Source organism: Micromonospora sp. CPCC 206060 (genome assembly GCF_036906895.1).
Classification (GTDB): domain Bacteria; phylum Actinomycetota; class Actinomycetes; order Mycobacteriales; family Micromonosporaceae; genus Micromonospora.
The window spans coordinates 154545-174306 of record NZ_JBAKHU010000002.1; the positions used below are offsets into that span (position 1 = coordinate 154545).

The 19762-nt window shown below is 70.6% G+C and carries 20 protein-coding genes and 4 tRNA genes; 23 read left to right on the forward strand and 1 reads right to left on the reverse strand.

All coding sequences use genetic code 11. The features are described 5' to 3' along the window. Nucleotides 1–76 precede the first annotated feature (76 nt). From V6U90_RS03025 to V6U90_RS03070, 10 genes are all read left to right on the forward strand, one after another. Complete coding sequence (locus tag V6U90_RS03025; protein ID WP_442933511.1) at nt 77–688, forward strand: NuoI/complex I 23 kDa subunit family protein; 612 nt, start codon at nt 77–79, stop codon at nt 686–688. Then, nucleotides 685–1188 (forward strand): NADH-quinone oxidoreductase subunit J family protein, encoded by a 504-nt coding sequence (locus V6U90_RS03030; protein ID WP_442933512.1) that lies wholly within the window; start codon nt 685–687, stop codon nt 1186–1188. The genes V6U90_RS03025 and V6U90_RS03030 overlap by 4 nt, the downstream gene beginning before the upstream one ends. Next, on the forward strand, nt 1185–1538 hold the full coding sequence (gene nuoK, locus V6U90_RS03035; RefSeq protein ID WP_334431002.1) for an NADH-quinone oxidoreductase subunit NuoK: 354 nt from the start codon (nt 1185–1187) through the stop codon (nt 1536–1538). The genes V6U90_RS03030 and nuoK overlap by 4 nt, the downstream gene beginning before the upstream one ends. Next, nucleotides 1535–3490 (forward strand): NADH-quinone oxidoreductase subunit 5 family protein, encoded by a 1956-nt coding sequence (locus tag V6U90_RS03040; protein WP_334431003.1) that lies wholly within the window; start codon nt 1535–1537, stop codon nt 3488–3490. The genes nuoK and V6U90_RS03040 overlap by 4 nt, the downstream gene beginning before the upstream one ends. Continuing rightward, nucleotides 3487–4992, forward strand: a complete 1506-nt coding sequence (locus V6U90_RS03045; protein ID WP_334431004.1) for a complex I subunit 4 family protein — start codon at nt 3487–3489, stop codon at nt 4990–4992. Before V6U90_RS03040 ends, V6U90_RS03045 begins: the two co-directional genes overlap by 4 nt. Beyond that, the gene (locus tag V6U90_RS03050) at nt 4992–6512 is read left to right on the forward strand and encodes an NADH-quinone oxidoreductase subunit N (RefSeq protein WP_334431005.1); all 1521 of its coding nucleotides are present in this window, start codon (nt 4992–4994) and stop codon (nt 6510–6512) included. The genes V6U90_RS03045 and V6U90_RS03050 overlap by 1 nt, the downstream gene beginning before the upstream one ends. 162 nt (nt 6513–6674) lie before the next feature. Then, entirely contained in the window at nt 6675–7556 is an 882-nt protein-coding gene (htpX, locus tag V6U90_RS03055; RefSeq protein WP_334431006.1) for a zinc metalloprotease HtpX, read from the forward strand. 238 nt (nt 7557–7794) lie between these two features. Beyond that, a complete protein-coding gene (locus V6U90_RS03060; RefSeq protein WP_334431007.1) occupies nt 7795–9069 on the forward strand; it encodes an MFS transporter in 1275 nt (424 codons plus the stop codon). Nucleotides 9070–9139: 70 nt separating this feature from the next. Continuing rightward, a complete protein-coding gene (locus tag V6U90_RS03065; RefSeq protein ID WP_334431008.1) occupies nt 9140–10222 on the forward strand; it encodes an alanine racemase in 1083 nt (360 codons plus the stop codon). A 243-nt stretch (nt 10223–10465) separates the two neighbouring features. Then, a complete protein-coding gene (locus V6U90_RS03070) occupies nt 10466–11269 on the forward strand; it encodes a hypothetical protein (protein ID WP_334431009.1) in 804 nt (267 codons plus the stop codon). 202 nt (nt 11270–11471) lie between these two features. Here the strand turns inward: V6U90_RS03070 and V6U90_RS03075 are convergent, their stop codons facing one another. Further along, a complete protein-coding gene (locus V6U90_RS03075) occupies nt 11472–11966 on the reverse strand; it encodes a YajQ family cyclic di-GMP-binding protein (RefSeq protein ID WP_334431010.1) in 495 nt (164 codons plus the stop codon). 151 nt (nt 11967–12117) lie between these two features. Between V6U90_RS03075 and V6U90_RS03080 the strand changes: the two genes are divergently transcribed. From V6U90_RS03080 to secE, 13 genes are all read left to right on the forward strand, one after another. Then, nucleotides 12118–12201: transfer RNA gene (locus V6U90_RS03080), tRNA-Tyr, on the forward strand. A 336-nt stretch (nt 12202–12537) separates the two neighbouring features. After that, nucleotides 12538–12933, forward strand: coding sequence for a diadenosine tetraphosphate hydrolase (locus tag V6U90_RS03085; RefSeq protein WP_334431011.1), 396 nt, complete (start codon nt 12538–12540; stop codon nt 12931–12933). 168 nt (nt 12934–13101) lie between these two features. Next, complete coding sequence (locus V6U90_RS03090) at nt 13102–13224, forward strand: hypothetical protein (RefSeq protein ID WP_334431012.1); 123 nt, start codon at nt 13102–13104, stop codon at nt 13222–13224. Beyond that, on the forward strand, nt 13224–13985 hold the full coding sequence (locus V6U90_RS03095; protein WP_334431013.1) for a class I SAM-dependent methyltransferase: 762 nt from the start codon (nt 13224–13226) through the stop codon (nt 13983–13985). The genes V6U90_RS03090 and V6U90_RS03095 overlap by 1 nt, the downstream gene beginning before the upstream one ends. A 625-nt stretch (nt 13986–14610) precedes the next feature. After that, entirely contained in the window at nt 14611–14820 is a 210-nt protein-coding gene (locus V6U90_RS03100; RefSeq protein ID WP_334431014.1) for a hypothetical protein, read from the forward strand. A 22-nt stretch (nt 14821–14842) separates the two neighbouring features. Then, complete coding sequence (locus V6U90_RS03105) at nt 14843–17368, forward strand: putative bifunctional diguanylate cyclase/phosphodiesterase (RefSeq protein ID WP_334431015.1); 2526 nt, start codon at nt 14843–14845, stop codon at nt 17366–17368. Between the two features lie 103 nt (nt 17369–17471). After that, nucleotides 17472–17544: transfer RNA gene (locus V6U90_RS03110), tRNA-Thr, on the forward strand. Between the two features lie 26 nt (nt 17545–17570). Continuing rightward, nucleotides 17571–17643: transfer RNA gene (locus V6U90_RS03115), tRNA-Met, on the forward strand. Between the two features lie 130 nt (nt 17644–17773). After that, a complete protein-coding gene (gene rpmG / locus V6U90_RS03120) occupies nt 17774–17941 on the forward strand; it encodes a 50S ribosomal protein L33 (protein WP_013288652.1) in 168 nt (55 codons plus the stop codon). A gap of 121 nt (nt 17942–18062) precedes the next feature. Then, on the forward strand, nt 18063–18506 hold the full coding sequence (locus tag V6U90_RS03125) for a MaoC family dehydratase N-terminal domain-containing protein (protein ID WP_334431016.1): 444 nt from the start codon (nt 18063–18065) through the stop codon (nt 18504–18506). A 1-nt stretch (nt 18507) separates the two neighbouring features. Then, on the forward strand, nt 18508–18897 hold the full coding sequence (locus tag V6U90_RS03130) for a MaoC family dehydratase (RefSeq protein ID WP_334431017.1): 390 nt from the start codon (nt 18508–18510) through the stop codon (nt 18895–18897). Nucleotides 18898–19067: 170 nt separating this feature from the next. Beyond that, nucleotides 19068–19140 (forward strand) — tRNA-Trp (locus tag V6U90_RS03135). A gap of 215 nt (nt 19141–19355) precedes the next feature. After that, a complete protein-coding gene (gene secE / locus V6U90_RS03140; protein WP_334431018.1) occupies nt 19356–19742 on the forward strand; it encodes a preprotein translocase subunit SecE in 387 nt (128 codons plus the stop codon). The last annotated feature ends 20 nt before the right edge of the window (nt 19743–19762 follow it).

Genomic DNA, 19762 nt, shown 5'->3' on the forward strand with positions numbered 1-19762 from the left:
GACGGCTGAGACGCCGGCTGATGGTCGCGCATGAAGTGCCGGGTGGTGGTCGCGCTCGCCGGGGGCACAGGGCAGGATGAACGCCATGACCGAGCGCAGCGAGCGGGGATTTCCCGGCGAGGGCCTGGCGAAGGGGCTGGCGGTCACCCTCAAGACAATGACCCGCCGGTCGACCACCCAGCAGTACCCGGACGTCGCTCCCGAGCTGCCACCCCGCTCGCGCGGGGTGATCGCGTTGCTGGCGGAGAACTGCACGGTCTGCATGCTCTGCGCCCGGGAGTGCCCGGACTGGTGCATCTACATCGACTCGCACAAGGAGGAGGTGTCGGTACCCGGCGCCGCCCGTCCCCGGCAACGTAACGTCCTGGACCGCTTCGACATCGACTTCTCGCTCTGCATGTACTGCGGTATCTGCGTCGAGGTCTGCCCGTTCGACGCGCTCTACTGGTCGCCGGAGTTCGAGTACGCCGAGTACGACATCCGCGACCTGCTGCACGACAAGGAGCACCTCGGCCAGTGGATGGCCACCGTGCCACCACCGCCCGCGCACGACCGCAACGGCGAGCCGGCCAAGGAGGAGACCACCGCCGCGCGCAAGGCCGCCGCCCCCGCGCCGCCCGCCGCCCCGCCGGCTCCTCCCCGGGTACGCCCCGAGCCCGGCCCCACCGCCGGTGGGGAGGCTCCGTGACCGTGGCGGACGTCCTGCTGGCCGCCCTCGGTGCGCTGGCCGTCGGGGCCGGCGTCCTGGTGGTGACCACGAGACACCTGGTCCGAGCCGGCCTCTACCTGGTCGTCTGCCTGGGCGCGCTGGCCGGGCTTTACCTGGTGCTCACCGCCGAGCTGGTCGCCTGGGTACAGGTGCTGATCTACGTCGGTGCGGTGGTGGTGCTGCTGCTCTTCGCGGTGATGTTGACCCGCGCCCCGATCGGCGCCTCGGACGACCTGGACCGGCCCGGCTGGCCGGCCGCGCTGATCGGCGGTGGCAGTGGCCTCGGGCTGGCCGTACTGCTGGTCGACGCGTTCCGCTGGACCCGGGTCGACCTGCCGGAGGCGGGTACCGCCGAGCGGCTCGGCACCGCCGTCTTCGGTTCCTGGGTACTGCCGTTCGAGGTGCTGTCGATCCTGCTGCTGGCCGCCCTGGTCGGCGCGATCGTGCTCTCCCGGCCCGAGATCGGGCGGCGCCCGTGAGACCGGTCATCCCGTACGTTACCGCCGCCCTCCTCTTCGGCCTCGGCGTCTACGGCGTCCTGCGCCGACGCAACGCGGTGCTGGTGCTGATGGCGGTGGAGTTGATGCTCAACGCGGTCAACCTGGTCCTGGTCACCGCCGACACCACGGTCCGCGCCACACTGCCGCATGGCGGGCAGGTCTTCGCGCTCTTCGTGATCGTGCTGGCCGCCGCCGAGATCGGTGTCGGGCTGGCCATCGTCCTCGCGCTCTACCGGCTGCGCGCCAACGTCGCGGTCGACGAGATCCCACTGACCGGGGACGACGCGCCATCGGCAACCGCAGACGAGGACCAGGTGGTGCAGGCGTGACCCGCGTACTCGGACCGCTGCTGCCGGCCGTACCCTTCGTCGCCGCCCTGGCCGGGCTGCTGCTGCCGCCCGCGCCGCAACGCCGCAGCACTCGGGGCCGGGGCCGGGTCGGCGGTGGTGACCGGGCCCGCGCGGCGGCGATCGCGCTCGGGATCACCGGGGCGGCCGGTGCCCTGCTGGTCGCGCTGGCCCTGCTGGTCACCGTGGACGGTCCGGTCGAGACGTCCCGGACGTGGATCGACTTCGGCGGGCTGTCGGTCACCCTCGGCTTCCGGCTCGATCCGGTCGCCGCTCTGGTCGCGGTGGCGGTCGCGGCGGTGGCCCTGGCCGTGCAGGTCTACTCGGTCGCCTACCTGCACCGGGGCCCCGACGACGCCGACCTCGACCTCGACCACCGGTACCCGCCCTACGCCGCGCAGATCAGCCTCTTCACCGCCGCCATGCTGCTGGTCGTGGTCGCCGGTGACCTGATCATGCTGCTGGTCGGGTGGGAGGTGATGGGCATCTGCTCCTACCTGCTCATCGCCCACGACCGGCGGCTGCCGGAGGCGCCGGCGGCGGCGATGAAGGCGTTCCTGGTGACCCGGGTCGGTGACGTCGGCTTCCTCCTCGGCATCGCCCTGCTCGGCGTCTCCGCCGGCAGTTTCCGGATCGCCGACGTGCTCGCCCACGACCATCCGACCGGTACCCTCACCGCCGCCTGCCTGCTGCTGCTCGCCGGGGTCGCCGGCAAGAGCGCCCAGTTCCCGCTGCACACCTGGCTACCGGACGCGATGGCCGGCCCCACCCCGATCTCCGCGCTGATCCACGCCGCGACCATGGTGGCCGCCGGCATCTACGCGGTGACCCGGCTCTACCCGCTCTTCGAACAGGCCCCCGTCGCGTTGACCGTGCTCGGGGTGATGGGCGCGGTCACCCTGCTGCTCGGCGCGTTCGCAGCCACCGCCCAGGACGACCTGAAACGGGTCCTCGCCTGGTCCACGGTCTCCCAGATCGGCTACATGTCCGGCGCACTCGCCGTCGGCTCCCCGCCAGCCGCGCTGTTCCACCTGCTCAGTCACGCCGCGTTCAAGGCACTGCTGTTCCTCGCCGCCGGAGCCGTCATCCACGCCGTGGGCAGCACCCTGATGTCGACCATGGGCGGGCTGCGCCGGACCATGCCGGTCACCTTCTGGTGCACGGTCATCGGCCTGGGCGCCCTGGCCGGGGTTCCACCGCTGTCCGGGTTCTGGAGCAAGGACGGCATCCTCGCGGTCGCCGAGGCGGCCCGGCACGGCGACGGCCCCACCCCGGGCTGGGTCGGCTGGCTGGTCTGGCTGGCCGGGCTGGCCGGTGTCGCGGTCACCGCCTGGTACGCCACCCGCCTGCTGCTGCGCACCTTCCTCGGTGACCCCCGGATGCCGGGTGCCCACCTGCACGACCCGCCGGCCCTGATGCGCTGGCCGGTGCTGCTGCTCGCGGTCCCCGCCGCCCTGTTCGGCCTCGCCGGTTTCCTGCCCGCGGTCGCCGACCGGCTCTCGCCCGGCGCCGGACCGGCCCCCCTCGCGCCCGACGCCGAACTTATCCACCTCGGGCCGGCACTGCTGCTCCCGCTGGTGCTGCTCGCCGCCGGTGCCGGCGGCGCCTGGTGGGTCTGGCGCCGCGACCCGGCTGCCGACCCGGCGGTCGCCCTGGGCCCGCTGCGCCCGGTGTTCGCCCGGGCGTTCCGGCTCGACGACCTCCAGCACACCCTCGTGGTACGCCCCGTGCGGGCACTCGGCCGGCTCGCCCGGCGCGGCGACGAGGTGGTGGTCGACGGCCTCGTCGAGGGCACCGGCCGGGCCACCGTGGGGCTCGGCCGGGGGCTGGCCGCCCTGCACCGGGCGGCCCTGCCCCGGGCCGTCGCCGCGCTGCTCGCCGGGGTACTGCTGATCGGTCTCGCCGCCGTCCTGCTCACCGGAGGTACGGCGTGACTCTCCTGCTCGTCGCGGTGCTGGTCCTGCCACTACTCGGGGCGCTGCTGACCGCTGCCCTGCCCGCCCGGGCCGACCGGACCGCCCGCGCGGTCGGCACCGGCTTCGCCGCGCTGACCCTGCTGGCGGCACTGCCCATGGCAGCCGGTGACCGGACCTGGACCGCCTACACCCCGGACACCCCGGCGGTCCGCCCCTGGCACCAACTCGACCTGCCCTGGGTACCCGGGCTCGACCTGCGCTTCCACCTCGGCGTGGACGGCATCTCGTACCCGCTGGTGGTGCTCACCGCCCTGCTCACCCTGCTCTGCTGCGGGTACACGCTGTGGCGGGTACCCGACGGCGGGCCGGGCCGGCTGCTGGTCGCGCTGCTGCTGGTGGTCGAGGTCGGCCTGCTCGGCACCTTCCTCGCCCTGGACCTGGTGCTCTTCCTGGTCTTCTTCGAGGTCGTGCTGCTACCCATGTACGCGGTCATCGCCGGCTGGGGCGGTACCGACCGGCGCCGGGCGGCCCGGAAGTTCGCCCTCTACACCCTGCTCGGCTCGGTGCTGCTGCTGGTCGGGGTGTTCACCGTGGTCACCACCGCCGGCACCGCCGACCTGGTCACCCTGACCGGGGGGACCGGGCTGTCCCGGGGTACCCAGCTCGCCGCGTTCACCCTGCTCGCCCTCGCCTTCGCGGTGAAGAGCCCGCTCTGGCCGCTGCACTCCTGGCTGCCCGACGCGCACACCCAGGCGCCCACCGTGGGCAGTGTCGTCCTTGCCGGGGTACTGCTCAAGATGGGCACCTACGGCCTCATCCGGGTCGCCGTCGGAGTCGCCCCGGAAGGCGCCCGCTGGGCCGCGCCGGTGCTCGGCGTACTCGCCGTCGCGGCGATCCTCGTCGGGTCGCTGGTCTGCCTCGCCCAGGACGAGCTGAAACGGCTCATCGCGTACTCCAGCGTCGGGCACATGGGTTTCGTGCTGCTCGGCGTCGCCACGCTCACCGCCACTGGCCTCCAGGCCGCCCTGATCGGCAACATCGCCCACGGGGTGATCACCGGGCTGCTCTTCTTCCTCGCCGGGGCGGTCAAGGACCGTACCGGCACCGGACTGCTCGCCGAACTCTCCGGGCTGCGGGAGACCGCACCCCGCCTCGCCGGGCTGCTCGCCTTCGCGGCGGTCGCCTCGCTCGGGCTGCCCGGCCTCGCCGGCTTCTGGGGCGAGGCGTTCGCGGTGGTCGCCGCCGTGCAGGTGGGTGGCCCGTTCTGGACCACCCTGGCCGTACTCGCCGCCGTCGGCGGGGCACTCACCGCGGCGTACCTGCTCCGGCTGCTGCGCCGGGTGACCCACGGCCGACCCGGTCCCGCGGTTGCCCCGCTGACCGCCGCACTGGCCCGTACCGAACTGGCCGCCTGGGCCCCACTGGTGCTGCTCGCCCTGGTCATCGGCCTCGCCCCGGGTCTCGTGCTCGGCATGGCCGGTGACCCGGTCCAGGCACTCATCGAGAGGGTGGCGCCGTGATGAGCGTGGTGCAGAGCATCGATCACCTGGCCCTGCTGCCGGCGTACGTGGCGGCCGGCACCGCCGTACTCGTGCTCCTGACCGACCTGGCGCTGGCCCGGCGCGGCGCGACGATGGCCGTGGCCGGCGCGGGGGCCGCCGCCACCGTGCTCGTCGCACTGCTGGCCGGCCGCGAGACACGGTCCACGTTCTGCGTCGCGGATGGCTGCTCCTACCTCGCGGGCGGGCGCAGCGCCCTGGTCGCCGTGGTCTTCGGACTGCTCACCCTCGGCGTGCTGGCGCTCTCCGCCCCCGCCCTCCGAGCCGGCCCCACCCCGACCGGCGAGTACTGCTTCCTGCTCGCCTGCTCGATGACCGGCGGCGTGGTGCTCGGCGCCGCCGGGGACCTGATCACCCTGATCGTCGCCCTGGAGACGCTGACCCTGCCGCTCTACGTACTGGTGGGGCTGCGCCGGGGCAGCCTGGCCAGCGCCGAGGCGGCGGTCACCTTCTTCGTGGTCAGCGTGGTCGCCACCAGTGTCACCCTGCTCGGTGCGGCCCTGCTCTACGCCACCACCGGCACGCTGCACCTGGACCGGCTCGGCCCGGCCCTCACCGGTGATCTTCCCGCCCCGGAGACCGCCAGCGTCGCGGTACCGCTCCACCAGCCGCTCACCTCCGCCGCCGTGGTGCTGCTCGTGCTCGGCCTGGCCTTCAAGGTCGCCGCCGTACCACTGCACGCCTGGGCACCGACCACCTACGACGGCGCACCCGTACCGGTCGCCGCCTACCTCTCCACCGCATCCAAGTTCGGTGGGGTCGTGGCGCTGCTCGCCGTCGTGCAGGGGCCGTTGCCGGCCACCCGGACCGGGCCGGTACTCGCCGTTCTGGCCGTGGTCACCATGACCGTCGGCAACCTGGTGGCGCTGCGCCAGCAGCGGATGGTCCGGCTGCTCGCCTGGTCCTCGGTGGCCCAGGCCGGTTACATCCTCGCCCCGCTGGGCGTGCTCGCCCTCACCGCAGGCCGCACCGGAGCGGTACGCGACACGGCGGTCGCGGCGGCGCTGGCGTACGCGGTCCTCTTCGTCGTGCTGGAACTGGCCGCCTTCGCGGCGGTGGTCGCGTTGCGTCCGGTCGGCGCCGACGGCGGCACGATCGCCGACCACCGGGGTGCCGGCCGCCGGCACCCGCTGGTCGGTGCCGCACTGGTGCTGGCCCTGGTCGGGCTGGCCGGACTGCCCCCGGGCCTGGCCGGGCTCTTCGCCAAGGTCGTGGTGGTCCGGGCCCTGCTGGACGGCGGAGCCGGCTGGCTGGCCCTGGTGGTCGCGGTCAACGCGGTGATCGGCCTCGCCTACTACCTCCGCCTCGCCGCCACCCTCTACACCCCCGCCCTCACCCCCACCCCCGAGCCCGCCCCCGCCCCCGCCGGTCGGGGATTCTCCCTCCCCTGGCCGGTCGCTGCCGCCGTCACCCTCACCACCCTCGCCGCCCTCGTGCTCGGCTTCGCCCCGCAGTTACTCCTCGACGCCACCCGCTGGTAAGGAAGGGCCCCTTCTTATCGCTTTTTGTATAGGAAGGGCCCCCTCTTAACACTCCTTCGGACACTCCCAGGTAACTCACAGTCATTATTCGGATGGTGGCTGGGTACCGGTTTGTTGTACCGGTCGACGGGCCCGTGCGGCCCGTGCACCGAAGGAGTGAATGTGCACAGCCACAGAAACGGACTCAAAACCGCCGCGCTGCTCGGCCTGCTGACCGCGCTGATCCTCGGCGTGGGCTACTGGTTCGGCGGTAGTGGCGGGCTCGTCATCGCCGTGGTCGTGTCCCTGACGATGAACGCCTTCACCTACTTCTACTCCGACAAGCTCGCACTCCGCTCGATGCGGGCACAACAGGTCAGCGAGGCACAGTTCCCCGAGCTGTACCGGATGGTGCGGGAGTTGGCCACCCAGGCCGGGCAACCGATGCCCCGGCTGTACGTCAGCCCCACCGCGCAGCCGAACGCCTTCGCCACCGGCCGGAACCCGGCCAACGCGGCGGTCTGCGTCACGCAGGGGATCACCGAGATCCTGGACTACCGGGAGCTACGGGGTGTGATCGGCCACGAGCTGTCCCACGTCTACAACCGGGACATCCTCATCTCCAGCGTTGCCGCCGGCCTCGCGGGGATCATCACCATGCTGGCGAACATCGCCTGGTTCATCCCGTTGGGTGGCGGTGACGACGAGGACGCCCCGAACCCGGCCGTCCTGCTGCTGACCCTGATCCTCGGCCCGATCGCGGCCACCATCATCCAGTTGGCGATCAGCCGGAGCCGGGAGTACCAGGCGGACGCCTCGGGCTCCCAGCTGACCGGCGACCCGCTCGCGCTGGCCAGCGCCCTGCGGAAGATCCACATGGGTACCCAGCGGCGGCCCCTGCCCGCGCAGGGCCAGTTGACCAGCACCGCACACCTGATGATCGACAACCCGTTCCGGGGCGGTGCGGTCGCGAAGCTCTTCTCCACCCATCCGCAGATGGAGGACCGGGTAAGCCGGCTGGAGCAGATGGCCGCCAACACCGGTCCGGTGCGCTTCCAGCGCTGACCCGTCCGGTCCGCACGCAGGGTCCCCCGCACGCGACCCGTCCGGTCCGCATGCAGGGTCACCCGCACGCGACCCGTCCGGTCCACACGTACCGTCGTCCGCCCGTGACCAGCCGCAGGTCACGGGCGGACGGCCGTGTGAGGCCGCTTACCGCCAGACGGAAACCGGTTCAGTCCCAACGTGTTACAGCGTTAGGGTCACAACGTCTTCCACCCATTACACCCGAGGGGGTCCGCCGGTGACCGCGCTGCGTCAGTACCTGGGCGTCTGGCGGATTCCCGGGGCACCGATGCTCCTGGTCACCGGACTGCTCGCGCGGCTCGGCATCGGGATGACCCCGCTCGCCCTGCTGCTCGTGGTCGAGCAGGTCACCGGGCGGTACTCGCTGGCCGCAGTGGCCGGCGGCGTCTACGCCCTCGCCGGGGCGGTGATCAGTCCGATCGCTGGACGGCTGGCCGACCGGGTGGGACCGACCCCGGTGCTCCTGGTCACCGCCGTCGCCCACCCGTTCGCTCTCGCCGGCCTCCTGCTGGCCAGCCGGTCCGGTGCGGAAACCCTCTGGCTGGTCTATCTGACCTGTGGCATCGCCGGGGCGACCTACCCGCCGCTCACCGCCGCGATCCGCGGTGCCTGGAACGACCTTACCGATCCCGCCTCCGGCCGGTACCCGCTGCGGAACACCGCGCTGGCGGCGGAGACCACCCTCTTCGAGGTCGTGTTCGTCATCGGCCCCCTGCTGGTGGCCTTCTTCGTGCTGGTCGCCGACGCGAAGGCCGCGCTGCTCGGTTCGGCGGTGGTCACCCTCACCGGCACCGTCGCGGTGGCCCTCGGCCGGGTGATGCGTGCCTGGCGACCGCATCCCACCAGCGGCCACGCCAAGGGGCTCGGCCCACTGCGGGTGGCCGGCTTCCCGGCGCTGCTGGTCTGCGTGGCCGGGCTCGGCCTCGCCTTCGGCGCAGCCGGGGTGACCGTACCGGCGTTTGCCAGCGGTTACCGGGCGGGCGGGGACGCGGAGAGCCTCGCCGGGATCCTGCTCGCGGTCTGGGGGGTCGGTAGTGCCCTCGGTGGACTCTGGTTCGGCACCCGCCGACCGGCCCGGAACATGGCCCGGCAGTTCGCGCTGCTGCTCGCGGGGGTCGCCGCCAGCTTCGCGGTCTTCGCCGTGATGCCCACCCCGGCCACGCTCGGGGCGGCGCTGGTCGTCGGCGGCGCGCTGATTGCGCCGGCACTCACCCTGGAGAACACCATGGTCGGCCGGATCGCACCCGCCACCATGCTGAACGAGGCGTACACCTGGGTGGTCACCGTCGCGGTCGCCTCCAGCGCCGCCGGGGGCGCGGTCGCCGGCCTCATCGTCGACCGGGCCGGCGGCGTGCCGTGGGCCTTCGTCTTCGCCGGGGCTGCGGTCGCCGTCGCGGCCGGGGTCGCCGCGCGGCCGTCCGGCTCCATCGCCCGCGCCGAGCAAAATGCGGCGGTACGCGTCGAGCAGTCCCTCGCCACCGACCTGGCCTGAGTCTCCGCGCTCAACCTGCCAGGTTCCCGGCGTTCCGCCAGCCCCCGGCCCGCATGGCATGCTCACGGCCATGGACGACGACGCACCGGGCATCGAGCCGGGTACCCCGTACCTGGCCGTCGACCTCGATATCCTCGACCGCAATCTGCGGGGCATGGCGGCCGGGGCCGCTGACCGGGGGCTCGCGCTGCGACCGCACGCCAAGACCCACAAGTGTGTGCCGATCGCCCAGCGGCAGTTGGCGTACGGCGCGGCCGGGCTCACCGTGGCGACCATCGGTGAGGCGGAGGTGTTCGCGGAGGCGGGGTGCACGGACCTGTTCATCGCGTACCCGGTGTGGGCGTCGGACGCACGGGCCCGACGGTTGCGGGCGCTCGCCGAACGGGTCACCCTGCGGGTGGGGGTCGACTCCCCCGAGGCGGCCGCTCTGCTGGCCCGCGCACTGGTGGGCACCGGCGCCGAGGTGCTCGTCGAGGTGGACAGCGGTCACCACCGCAGCGGGGTGGAGCCGGCGTCGGCCGGTACGGTCGCCGTCGCCGCCGCCCGGCAGGGCCTGCCGGTGCGGGGTGTCTTCACCTTCCCCGGGCACGGCTACGGGCCGGGTCGGCGCGCGGACGCAGCGGCCGACGAGGCCGGGGCGCTCGTTGCGGCGGCGGCAGCGCTGGAAGCCGAGGGCATCGACGCTGAGGTCCGCAGCGGCGGTTCGACCCCCACTGCGGACCTCACGGACGGCGACGTGCTCACCGAGTTCCGTCCCGGCGTGTACGTCTTCGGCGACGCGCAGCAGGTGGAACTCGGCAGTTGCGGGTGGCCCGACGTGGCCCTCACCGCCGTGGCGACGGTGGTCAGCCGGTCCGGGCCGCGCGTGATCCTCGACGCCGGCAGCAAGGTCCTCGGCGCGGACCAGCCGGCCTGGGTGACCGGAGCCGGGCGGTTGCCGGACCATCCCGAGGCCCGTATCACCGCCCTCTCCGAACACCATGCCACCGTCGTCTTCCCGGCGGACCGGCCGACACCCGGGCTCGGCGAGCAACTACGGGTGGCGCCCAACCACGTCTGCTCGGCGGTGAACCTCGCCGACGAGCTGGTGATCGTCTCCGATGGGCGGGTGGCCGACCGCTGGGCGGTGGCCGCCCGGGGTGCCAACACCTGACCCGTGCCCACCACCTTGGCCGCCCGGCCAAGCACCGGTCCCCGGCCGGAGCCGGGTGGCGGCCTGAGGTGGGGGGCAGCGTGCAGCGTTGATCGGGGTGGCCCGGGTCCCCCGACAACGTCTTGGCGCTTCCTTCCGCATCGAGCAGGACCGAGGCGTGGCGGGAGGCAAGCAACGAAACCTCTTTTCTGAGTTTCGCTACGGTAGGAAGGGCGAGGAGGTCTGCCGGGTATGCGAGTGGCTATGGCCAGCGTCGCGGCGAGGTCGGACAGCGTAAACGAGGACTACTTCGGCGCTGTGCCGACGGCCGCGGTACTGCTCGATGGTGCCGGGATGTCCGGCATTGAAGCAATCTGCTGTCACGGGGTGGCCTGGTACGCGAGCCGGCTTGGAGCAGAACTTCTCGGCCGCTTGTGGCTCGATTCCAGCCAAGACCTTCCGACCCTGCTCGGCGAGGCCATCGAGCGGGTAGCCGACACCCACCGAAGCACCTGCGACCTCGCTGACCCGAGCAGCCCGTCGGCGACGGTGGCCATCCTGCGTCTCAGGTGCGACCGTGTCGACTACCTCGTACTCGGTGACTCTGTCCTCGTGCTTGATCAAGTCCAAGACGTGCCGCTTGTCGTCGAGGACCGCCGCGAGGCAGCGGTCGGCCGGCACTACCGCTCGACGCTCGATGCCGTTGCCGAGGGCAGCACCGACTACCACCGAGCCCGCAATGACTACATCGATGCCCTCCGGGCCAACCGCAACCAGCCCGGCGGCTTCTGGGTAGCCAAGGATGATCCAGGGGCAGCATCCGAAGCCATCACCGGAAGCTGTCGGATCTCCGACCTCTCCGGCGCCGTACTGCTCAGTAACGGGGCCAGCCGGATTGTGGACCGGTTCGGGCTTGTCGACTGGCCCGGTGCCCTGGCGCTACTTCGGGCACACGGACCTGCCGCGATCATCCGTCGCGTCCGTCAAGCAGAGGCGTCGAGCGCCGCAGATCCGGACGATGCAACGATCGCCCACTGCGTTGCCCTGGCTGACGGCCAACTCCGCTGAGTGATGGTCAGGACGTAAGGATCGCCCCATGTACCGGAGCTAGCCAGCGCAGGGAGGGACTGGTGCTGGGCTGAAAGCATGCCAGGCCGTCGCCAGGCCCGTCGGACGCTGAACAGCGCCGACCAACGATGACCCGTGGCGACGGCCTCTGCCCAGGTTGCGCGGCGTTACACTGCGGCGACCAGCAACGGCCGAACGGGTCTTACCTGTAGTTGGTGAACTGCAGGGCGACGCCGAACTCCTCGCCCTTGAGCAGCGTGATGACCGTCTGGAGATCGTCCTTCTTCTTGCCGGTGACCCGGAGCTGGTCGCCCTGGATCTGCGCCTGCACGCCCTTCGGGCCCTCGTCGCGGATCTTCTTGCTGATCGCCTTGGCCTTGTCCGAGTCGATACCCTGGATGACCTTGCAGTCGATCTTGAAAATCTTGCCCGAGGGGCGGGGGTCGCCAGCGTCCAGCGACTTCAGCGAGATGTTCCGCTTGACCAGCTTCTCCTTGAAGACCTCCAGTGCGGCGCGTACCCGCTCCTCGGTCTCCGCTTGGAGGCTGATCCCCTCCTCGCCCGACCAGGAGATCTCGGCGCCCGTACCGCGGAAGTCGAAGCGGGTGGAGAGCTCCTTCTCCGTCTGGCGGAGGGCGTTGTCGACCTCCTGCCGGTCGACCTTGCTCACGATGTCGAACGACGGGTTGGCTGCCATGCTGATGCTCCTGCTGTCTGGCGACGTTTACATGTCCGGCCCACCGCGTGATCAGCGGTACGACACCCTGACCGTACCCGGTTGCGCCGACGCCGGGTGCAACCGCTATCCTTGCTACCGCCACCGCAGCACGACAGCGGAGGTACGCCCTGGCGGGTTGCCCGAGCGGCCAATGGGAGCGGACTGTAAATCCGTCGCGAAAGCTACAGAGGTTCGAATCCTCTACCCGCCACCAGGTGCGACAACGGCCCCTGACCAGCAGAAATGCTGATCATGGGCCGTTGTCGTCTCCAGCTTGCTGCTGACCGCTGTTGCCCCTGACCAACTGGTAAATCGGGCACGCAACGGGCACGTCCGAGGGGGACGACATGTCTGCCGTAAGGCCGGCGATCCCGCGAGAGCTTGAGCGTCAAGTCCTGGTTGAGGCCGGCCATGGCTGCGCTATCCCGCCCCGTGGCGTTGTTTCACCCGATCTTGTAGCCTGTCGCGATGATCGATTGGCGGGAGGATCGGATCGGCGTTGCGAGGCGAGAATCCAACCGTTCTGGCGCGTTTGTCGGCGGGATTTGCGGTGATCGGCGACACTCAGTTCCTGCCGGGCTACTGCGTCTTTTTGGCCGATGACCCGTCCGTTGACCGCCTGACCGATCTACCACGTGCCCGCAGGCTTGCGTTCCTGGCAGATATGGATCTTGTGGGAGAGGCGGTCCAACGGGTCTGTTCCCGGCGGGACACGAGCTTCCGGCGGGTGAATTACGAGATCCTGGGCAACCTTGAGGCGGTTCTGCATGCTCACATATACGCCCGATATGACTGGGAGCCCCCCGAGTTGGTGAAGAGGCCGGTGGCACGCTATTCAGCCACGGTGCGTAACACCTCAGATGCCCTGCTCGGCCCGCAGCATGACTCGCTGCGAGCCGAACTCACCACTGAGATCCGGCTGCTGGCAAGCAATTACGCCTGCTGAAGTTGTGTCGCAGGCGTGAGAGCTGATCTCTGAGGAGGGTCGGGGTTCGGGGCGGAGCCCCGAGGTCTTCCGCGTCCATCGACGGGGAGACGACACCATCACCGACAAGATCGGCGACGCGCTGGGATGATCGAGGTCTCCCGATACCATCCGATCATGGTGGACTGGGTGCGCCTTCAACTGAACGTGGACGAGTTCAACGACGGGGAGTTCGGGCCATACCTGCGCAGGGCGTGCGAGTCGGGAATTGAGTTCGCCACCTTCGCCGATGGCGCCCTACCATCCCGCTGATGCGGCAGGCGGAGTTCATCGATCCTCGACTGGTACGCGTCTACGACGTCGAGTGCCCCTGGGGCCGCGACGACGACTATTTTCTCGCCGGGGTGGAGGAGTCGTACACCGGTACGTCGGCCGTCGATGGGCTCCCCGGTGCGTGGGTGCTCGATCTGGGTTGCGGTACCGGCCGGCTCACCCTCGCCATCGCGGCGGCCGGTCACCGGGTCACCGGTGTGGATCCGGCCCGCGCCTCCCTCGACCTTGCAGGGACGAAACCGGGCGCTGGGCGGGTGCGGTGGATCGAGGGCACCTCGGCCGTCCTGCCGCCGAATTCCTTCGACGTGGCCGTACTGACCAGCCACGTGGCCCAGTTCCTGGTCGGCGACGAGGAGTGGGCCGCCGTGCTGGCTGACCTGCGGCGCGCTCTGGTGCGCGGTGGGCGACTGCTGTTCGACTCACGTGATCCCGCGGACCGCCGGTGGGAACGGTGGAATCCCCGGGACTCCCGCCGTCGGCTGCTCTTGCCGGACGGTGGTGCGGTGACGACCTGGACGGAGGTGGACGACGTGCGGGAGGGGACGGTGACCTTCACCCGCCACTTCCGTTTTCCCGGCGAGGAACTTTGCAGCAAAGCGACGCTCCGTTTCCGTACCGAGGAGGAACTGCGGGAGTCGTTGCGTCTGGCCGGATTCTCCGTGGCGCGGATTCACGGTGGGTGGGGTGGGGAACCGGTCGGCGGTGGAGACGGCGAATTCCTGGTTCACGCCCGAAGGTGATTCGTCGACCGTAGGGGTGCGGCACGGGGCGATAGGGGTATCCGATAAAGATCGTTCCCGTCAGGGATGGACCTCCGATTGGTGCACCCCGGCAGATTGTCGGTCCCCGGGTTCATGATGTCTCCCGGCGATGACTAACCCGGCGGCTACGGCGCGCGCTGGATGCGCCCCGGGTGGTCGGGGCCGCGAGCACGTGCCGTCGGCCCGGTTGGTGGTGGAACGAGGGCGTCAGGTGGACCGGGCGGGGCCGGGCGGCAGGCAACGCGAAATGTTGTCACCTCCTGCAATGCTGTACGGGCCAGGCGGCCATCCGGTGGGGGATGTGATCGGCTTACCCACGTACGGCAATCGTCCTAATTGTCCGTCTGGAATCCTGCGCCCTTTTGGTGGGCATTTGGGCAGTGAGTGAACTTGAAGAGAAAGGTTCTTTCAAGCGGAATTCGCAAAGGAAACGAGGGATGATCGTGCAACTTGCACTTCCCGCGCAGGCAGCCGCGGCCCGCCGAACGGCTTGACCTCGTCAACGTGTGGGCGTGAGCCTTTCCGGCGCTTTGCTGCTCCCGTCGGCTGTGGCAGGATCGTGACACTCCACCATCCCGCTGACACCCTTCTGACAGGAGCAAAGATGTCTGGTCGAAGGTTGGGCCGGCTGCTTGGCTCGCTCCTGATGCTCGCCGCCGCGGTCGTCTCCGCTGCCACACTGGGCGAGGGCATCACCTCGTGGAGCACGACGGGCTTTGACTGGGCGTTCGGCTTCGACTGGGCCACTCCGCCAGCCGTGTCGATGCCCCAGACGGACTCGCTCGTGGAGCCGATGACGGGCGTGAACACATAATCGCGGAGTTCTAAGGAGCGCGATGGCCGGCCGGAAGGCGCCGCGGAAGCGGTCAGAGGAGTACGCCTGGCTCATCACCGGTCCGCTGGCGCTCCTTGCCGTGATCTGTTCGACGGGTCTCGGCCTACTCAGCGACGATCCGTACGGTGAGTGGCTGATCGCTGCCCTGGTGTTGGCGTTGATGGTGGCGGCCGAGATCCCGGCGCTCTACTTCATCATCCGCCGCCAGGCGATGGCGGTCACTCTCAGTGAGATCCCGCTCGTCCTGGCGTTCTTCTTTCTCCCGCCACTCACCGTGGTGCTGGTCGCGACGCTTGCCGCCCTGATCACCCAGCTGCGCAGACGGCTGGGCATGGTCAAGATCTGGTTCAACGTGGCCAAGGCGGCGGCGGCCACGGCGCTCGCCTCCCTGATCCTGCTGGCCTTCCCGCCGATGGTCGGGGTCGGCCCGGCCACCTGGTTCGCCCTGTTCGCCGGGGTGACCACGGTCACCCTGGTCACCCTGGCCTCGGTGGTCGGGGTGATCTCGCTGGTGCAGGGCGTACCGGCCGGCTGGGAGGTCCTGCGGACGGCGATGCCCAACCTGATCACCGTGGCGGTCAACGTCGCCATCGGTCTGGTCGTGCTGATCGCGCTGGACACCACCTGGTGGTCGCTCTTCCTGCTGGCCGCGCTGGTGGTCGCTCTCGTCCAGGTCTACCGCTCCTACGCGCAGGTGTTCCGGCAGCACAGCACGCTGACCGACGTCTACGAACTCACCCGCGCGATCACCGAGAGCGGCCACGACGGCACGCTCGCCGACTCGCTGCTCGGCCGGGTCCGCGCCCTCATGCAGGCCGAGTGCGCGACCCTCTGGCTGCCGGCGCAGGGCCGGCACCTGGAGGTCCTGCTCACCGCCCGGGTCGACGACTCGGGTCTGCTCGACTTCGCGCGTACCCCCGCCGTGGTGCGGGAACGTGCCTGCGAGGGGCAGACGGTCGCGGTGGGCGCCCGGCTCGGCGGGGACGAGAAGCTGGTCGCGGAGCTGCGGCGGGCCGGGGTCAAGGACGTCATCGTCGCTCCGCTGCGGTCCGGGCAGGCGGTGATCGGCACCCTGGAGGTGGCCAACCGTCTCGGCGACATGGGTAACTTCACCCCGGGTGACGTGCCCATCTTCGAGACGGTCGCGGCGCACGCCGCCGTCGCGCTGGAGAACTCCCGTCTGGTCGACCGGCTCCGGCACGACGCCTACCACGACGGCCTGACCAAGCTGCCGAACCGGCGGCGGGTGAGCAACGCGCTGGAGGAGGCGGTCCGGGTGCGGGCCCCGGGCGAGGTCGTCGCGGTGCTCCTCTTCGACGTGGACGGGCTGCGCCAGGTCAACGAGTCCCTCGGGCATGCCGCCGGTGACAAGGTGCTGGTGGAGGTGGCCGACCGGTTGCGCTCCTCGGCGCCGTCCTCGGCGCTGGTCGGGCGGCTCGGCGGGGACGAGTTCGTGGTGACCCTGCGGGTGGAGAACGCCGAGGCGGCCCTGGCGCTCGCCGCCGAGTTGCGGGAGCAGATCCGGGACGAGATGGTCTTCGACGCTCTCACCCTCGACGTGGACACCGCCGTGGGGGTCGCGGTCCATCCCGACCACGGCAGCGACCCGGCGACCCTGCTGCAACGGGTCGACCTGGCCGCCACCGCCGCCAAGTCCACCCCGGGCAACATCCAGCTCTTCAACCCCGCCCTGGAGTCCCGCTCGATGCGCCGGCTCGGTCTCGCCGGGGACCTGCGCCGGGCGCTGGACAACGGCGAGTTGGAGGTCTACTTCCAGCCCAAGGTGACGCTGCGGGACCGCCGGCTGGTCGGGGTGGAGTGCCTGGCCCGGTGGGAGCATCCCGCGCACGGCGTGGTGGCCCCGGAGGACTTCGTGGCGGTCGCCGAGCACACCGGGCAGTTGGGCAGGCTCACCGAGACGGTGTTGCGGGAGGGGCTGCGGCGTAGCCGGGACTGGACGCACGCCGAGCAGCCGCTCTCGGTCGCGGTCAACCTCTCCGCCCGTACGCTCACCGACCAGCACTTCCCGACCCTGGTGCAGGAGTTGCTGGCCGAGTACGGCGTACCGCCGGAGCAGCTCACCTTCGAGATCAAGGAAGCCGGGGTGCTGGACGGCACCGACCGACCGATGCCGGCACTGCGCCGGCTCCGGGAGATCGGGGTACGCCTCTCCGTGGACGACTTCGGTACCGGGTACTCCTCGCTGTCCTATCTGCGTCGGCTGCCGGTGCACGAGGTGAAGGTGGACCGGTCCTTTGTGCAGGGTATGGCGACCGACCCGAGCGATCTGGCGATCGTCAACGCTGTGGTGACCCTCTCGCAGCAGTTCGGCCTGGCGGTGGTCGCAGAGGGGGTGGAGAGCGAGCTGACCCTGGAGCTGCTCCAGGACATCGGCTGCGAGATCGGGCAGGGCTTCCTGTTCAGCCGACCGCTGCCGTACGAGCGGCTGGAAGCGTGGTTCGGCGCCCAGGCAGAGGTCGAGCCGCTGCTGGCTGTCGACGTCCGGCGGCTGCGTGCGGTGCCCTGACCTGTGGAAAAGCTACCTTTGGCCGAGGCCGGGGGATCCGATTTCACCTACCGGCCGAGGCCGTGTACTCTTACCTCTGCGCGGCTCCACGGAGATCGCGCAGGCCCCCTTAGCTCAGTCGGCAGAGCGTCTCCATGGTAAGGAGAAGGTCTACGGTTCGATTCCGTAAGGGGGCTCAAAGGGTTCAGCTGGACCCGCCCACGGCGGTGTAGCTCAGATGGCAGAGCAAGCGGCTCATAATCGCTGTGTCGCCGGTTCAAGTCCGGCCACCGCTACTTTCGGACCCGGGCCGATCCCGGTGGCCGATTTCGTGGGCGCCAATTGGCGCCCACTTTGCGTGTCTGCGTAGCAGTGGTCTACGCTGGTGCGTCGTAGTTGATCCGTTAGCGAGGAAGGCACCCCGCCGTGGCCAAGGCGACCGACGTCCGTCCAAAGATCACTTTGGCGTGTGTGGAGTGCAAGGAGCGCAACTACATCACGCGTAAGAACCGCCGTAACGACCCGGACCGCATCGAGCTGAAGAAGTTCTGCCCCCGGGACGGCAAGCACACCGTTCACCGCGAGACCCGCTGAGCGACGCCGGCCACGGCCGGCTTGCCACGCACTTCCCATCGCCGGTCCGGCGCACGGGGCGCGCATTACGCCGCACCTGCGTGCCGGACCGGCGATTGTGCGTTGCGTGTAGGTTCTCGGCATGTCCCTGGACCCGTCCTTCGTCGGCCGGAGCTACCCGCCGACCGCCCCCTACCTGGTGGGCCGAGAAAAGATCCGTGAGTTCGCCACGGCGATCGGCGCGACCGACCCGGCGTACCACGACCCCGAGGTCGCCCGCAGCCTCGGTCATCCCGATGTGGTCGCCCCGCCGACCTTCCCGGTGGTGATCACCATGGCCGCCAGCGAGCAGATCATCAACGACCCCGAGCTCGGCGTGGACTACAGCCGTGTGGTGCACGGCGACCAGCGGTTCGCCTACACCCGCCCGGTGGCCGCCGGCGACGAACTGGTCTGCGTCAACACGGTGGAGGACATCGTCTCCCGGGGCGGGCACGACTTCCTGACCATCCGCACCGACGTGACGGCTGCCGGGGAGCCGGTGGTCACCGCCTGGTCGAAGATCGTCGTACGCGGGGAGGCCTGAGATGGAGCTGCCGGTCAAGACGTTCCGGGTGACCCGGGCGGACCTGGTTCGCTACGCGGGCGCGTCCGGTGACTTCAACCCGATCCACTGGAGCGACCGGATCGCCACCGGGGTGGGTCTGCCGGGCGTCATTGCCCATGGGATGTTCACCATGGCCCTGGTGGGCCGGGCCGTCACCGAGTGGGCCGGCGCGCCGGACGCGGTGGTGGAGTACGGCGTCCGGTTCACCCGGCCGGTGGTGGTGCCGGACGACGACGCGGGCACCGAGATCGAGGTACGGGCCACCGCCCGGGAGGCGGGGGAGGGTCTGACCCGGCTCGACGTGACCGCCACCTGCGCGGGGGAGAAGGTCCTGTCGCAGGCCCGGGCGATCGTCCGTACCCCGTCCTGAACCCCGGTCGGGCCGGTGCCGGCGTCCTGCCGGACCGGCCCTGACCTGCGCTGAGAACGCGAATGGCGGTACCGGTTGGGAAAGTCGGCCGGCTACCCGTACACTGGTCCGCCGTGGGGCAAGTGACCCCTGTCCAGGCATTCGTCGGGTCAGGGTGAGCATTGCCGCACAGGGGTGTAGCTCAATTGGCAGAGCAGCGGTCTCCAAAACCGCAGGCTGCAGGTTCAAGTCCTGTCACCCCTGCGCCTCAGGCCCGACCGTTCCCGGGGGTCGACGTCGCCGTCAGGTGGCGTGGGTCCCGTGGTGGTGGTATCGGCGGGGTCGCTCCGAGGCATCGGGGCCTCCCGCCGGATCCGCTGGCCGCGGCCCGCCCGCGGAGCGGCCTGGTCCGGCCGGCGCTACAGCGCTGCGCGTACCCCATCCCGGTGCGTGACCCATCACCCGCGACGGAGGGCGAAGTGGCCGAGAGCAATCGGCGCGGCGAGGACGCTGCGGACGACCGCCTCGATGACGAGGTCGTCGCCGACGAAGCTGACGCCGTCGAAGCGGATGAGCCGGTCTCGCGCGGTGGCACCGCCACCCGTTCCCGGAAGCGGGCGGATGAGGCGGACAGCAAGCCCAAGGCCCGGTCGGAGACCGGCCGGGTGGGTTTCTTCGGCCGGATCGCCCGGTTCTTCCGCGAGGTAGTGGCCGAACTGCGTAAGGTCATCTGGCCGACCCGCAAGGAGTTGCTGACCTACACCGCCGTCGTCGTCACGTTCGTCGCGGTGGTCACCGCGCTCGTCGTCGGACTCGACTTCGTGTTCGCCAAGGGCGCGCTGTGGGTGTTCGGTAACTCCAGCTGACTAAAGCGATAGTGACGGAA